1 protein-coding gene is annotated in these 3,660 nt (G+C 34.1%); it reads right to left on the bottom strand.

What is annotated here, in order from left to right; genetic code table 11:
• On the bottom strand, window positions 1-521 hold a 521-nt coding region (locus tag ENL20_07325; protein HHE38369.1), incomplete at its 3' end, for an N-acetyltransferase.
• Between the last annotated feature and the right edge of the window lie 3,139 nt (window positions 522-3,660).

The following is a 3,660-nucleotide window of genomic DNA, read 5'->3' as shown; positions in this document are numbered from 1 at the left end:
TAAATAATACAATGTACATCTTCCGTAAAATCTTTCATACTTTCAGGAAAATGGTAAACTCCTTCTTTGATCTTTTTCGCTCCCACAGATTCCTGCATTTTGATGGATGCCGTGTTTTTCTTGTTGGGAGAGCCTTCAACTGCTTTGGCATCGGTATGTTCGAAAATGTAATTTATCAATGCCTTTTTTATCTCTTTTCCAAAACCATTTCCCCAGAATTCGGGTAAAAGTTTTATATCAGTTTTAGAAATTCCTTCTTCATCCGGAAATCCTAGTTTTGTTTCTCCGATCAAAGTTCCGTTTTCCTTAATTTCAACCAGCAATAATCTGTCAAACTCGGAATTGGATTGTTCTGATATTTGCTTACTGATTCTCTCTTTTGAAATTCGTAAACCTTTGGGAAATCCGACGAATTTCATCACCTTCGGATGATTCCAGAGTCTATGATAAAACTCGACATCTTTTTCTGTGTTTTCTGCTTTTCTGATGATCAGCCTTTTTGTTTCGATTATTTTTTTCATATTTCACTATCCTGTAGCACAGAATTGTATTCTGTGAAAAAATTTGTGAAATTTAACACATTTTACAAAAATGTGCTGCTAAAATTCCGCTTTCACTTCCACTTCTATTTTATGAACATCATCCCGTTCCGGGTAACTATCTCCAGAATACTCAAAGCTCGCAGATGTATAGCTGTTCACTTTATAATTCAGGCTGATGTTCCACTTAAAAATATTACCGTTCTTTTTGTCATTTAAAAAACTCAAATATGACGAACCTTTTCGAAAATTCCTCTTATAACTAAACTTTGAGAAGACTCTATATTTCCTTTTAATAAAATAAGTTACGGTTTCTGTCAATTGAATGCTGTCTATTTTAAAATCATTTTCTTCCCCGGATTTATTAGTAATTTCCCGCGAAAGATCAAGGTTTGAATTCAGAGTTAAATCCGAAATAAATCTATTTCTGATATCTAATTCGACCATATGAATTTTACTTTCTGAATTATATAAAGTTTTCTGCTCGCTAATATTCTCATAGGTCAATTCAAAATTGCTGTTCTTAACAGAAAGCAGTCGTAATCCTGCTTCCCAGGTTTGCTGATCATTTTTCTCGACTTCTTCGTTGTAACGGCTATCGAGATTTTTTTCCGTCTGGAACCGAAATTTGGTGGTTAATTTTCTTGGAATAAAGTCATACCAGAGCGTTTGCTGAAAATCGGTTCGTCCGAAGATCGTTGTTTCTTCATCCATCAGAAATTCGGGATTTAAAAGATAAATATTCAATTTATTATCAGAAGTCGAATTTTCAGTAATGATCAGGTTTGTTTCGGTTTGAAATTTTTTCCAAAAAGATTCTGTGATCACTTTTGGATTCAGATATAATGAAAAATTAGCATTAACTTCAATCGACATTTCAGGATTCGAATAATCAATCTCTTTGATGATCCAATCGTAATCTCCATCATCTGTGAAAACACCTGTACTGTCGTACAATCCCAAACCTTCTCCTACATATTCCAATTCTCTTATTTTGGGATAATACTCGATATTTTTTAGGGCATAATTCGTGTTCAGGTCAACTGCATCCTTTAGCAAAGAATTTCTCACAGTTATCTTTGCCTGGTCAAATTTATCATCGTTTTTGATCTCCCTATGAGAATAATCGATGTTTACTTGATGATGCTTGAAATTCAAAGTATTCTTCAAATTAATTGTTTGCGATTCCTGTTTTCTTTTCCATGAATTTTCCGAATTTAAGGAATCGAACTGTTCCTGTTTATATGAGATCAAAGCAGACCAATTCCTCGTATTCAAAGAAGAAATGTAGTTTTTTATAAACTTGTTTTTTTCTCCAAACCTGAAATTATCATAATCTTCAATTTTCCTGACTTTTGAAAAAAAATCAGTTCCGATTTTAATTTTTCTGAAAGAATAATCCCCATTAAAAGTATGCTGTTCCTGTTTGGAAATTTCAGTTAATATTTGTGGATTTTCCTCATAATTTTGAGTCCAATCTAAAAAACGATAATAAATTTTTGGAAGAATCCATTTCTGCTTGAAATTGGTAGTAATGGATAAATAATCCTGTTTTGCATAATCTTCTGCATTTTTTTTCTTATATTTGATATTGGGAGAAAAATAATCGAGAATGTTCAGACTCAAATCAGCTGAATATTCTGTTGTTTCCAGAGTATCGGGAAACTGTGTAAGTTCATAAAAATCGAGAGGAGTCTCGATATCAGCAAAAGTCGAGAGATTTTTGGAAATATTCCTGTAATGTAGTTTCAAATCAGGATCTATTTTATCGTAATCAGGAAAAATATTCACTCCGAGATGAGCAGCATAACCATTATTATCTTTTTTATCAAGATTGGAGAAAGTATTCTTATCTAAAACTGTGAAAATCCCTTCCGCTTCCAGTTGATAAATATCTCCGGAAAAATCGATATTCATGTCGTAATTCGCTTTATTTTGAGGAGCGATCAATTTTCTTTTGAGAACATAATTTCCCAGATTCACGCCTTCATAAATGTAATCATAAGTATCGGAATTGTAGTTATAATCACCATTTTGATAACCAACATAAGTCGCATGCAGATTATATTTTCCAGTCGAATCCGCACCCACATAAATAAAATCGCTTCCCTCTAAAACATATAAACCTGTTCCCTCCTCGACCTCGTAAATTCCATTTCCCCAGGCTTGTTCATCACCTGCAATTTTCAGAGAATCGAGGTCTTCTTCGAAAAATTCGTACTGTAAAGGATTATTCTTATCGTCATTCTGGACTGCAAGAAAATTCCTGATCTTTATTTTTTCAAAGAGTTTTACTTCAGAAGATGCGAGATACATATTTTGCCGATAATTTTCATCGGAATATTGGAAGGAAACGAGAATAAAGGAGTTGGAAGTAAGAAAATGCTGGTTGGTAAAAGTTATGCTTCCTTCCGCATAATTGATCGTATAATCGCTTCCGCGCTGCATTTTCATTCCGTTCAGATAAACTTCTTCTGTGCCTGGAACAACCAGAACTCCGCTCGTATTCTCGACCGAAAGATAATATGGTCCTTGCTTTGCTTCAATACCGTTAAAATTGACAGTTGTCTTTTTCCCTTTGGAAATTGCTAATGCACCGAAATACTTGTTTTCCTTGAACCAACCTGCTTTCAAACCTTCAAATTTGGGAGCATAATTGATGAACTGTGTATTTTTAAATTCCATTTCCAAATCACCGAAAGATATCTCATATTGCTTTCCGTAAAGTTTGATGAAAATCTGATCTAAACTGCTGATCTCTCGTGAATCTCCTTCCGGAGTGATGGGTGATTCGCTGTCCGAAAGTTGGGCTTCGATGCGGAGATTTTTTCCCAACTCTCCATTGATCTTGAGAAAAAGTGATTGATCGATATTGAAATCTTCATTGTTGGCAACTGAAACTGAAATGCTCTTGCTTCCGGTAATATTCAAATTTGTATCGGTGTAGAATTGTTTTTTCCTTTTTTTCTTCAGTCTGATCTCAGTACTGTCGGAAAAAGTTTGTTCTTCAAACAAAAAATACCTGCTGATCAAATCCTCCGGAAATATCAGGTATTCGATGGATAAATTTCCAATCTTATCCGAAAATACAATTTTCCCGTTCTGATAATCGAGATGATAG

The sequence above is a fragment of the Candidatus Cloacimonadota bacterium genome (assembly GCA_011372345.1).
Taxonomy (GTDB): domain Bacteria; phylum Cloacimonadota; class Cloacimonadia; order Cloacimonadales; family TCS61; genus DRTC01.
Note: the sequence above shows the minus strand (reverse complement) of the source record. Positions and strands in the feature narration are given on the sequence as shown.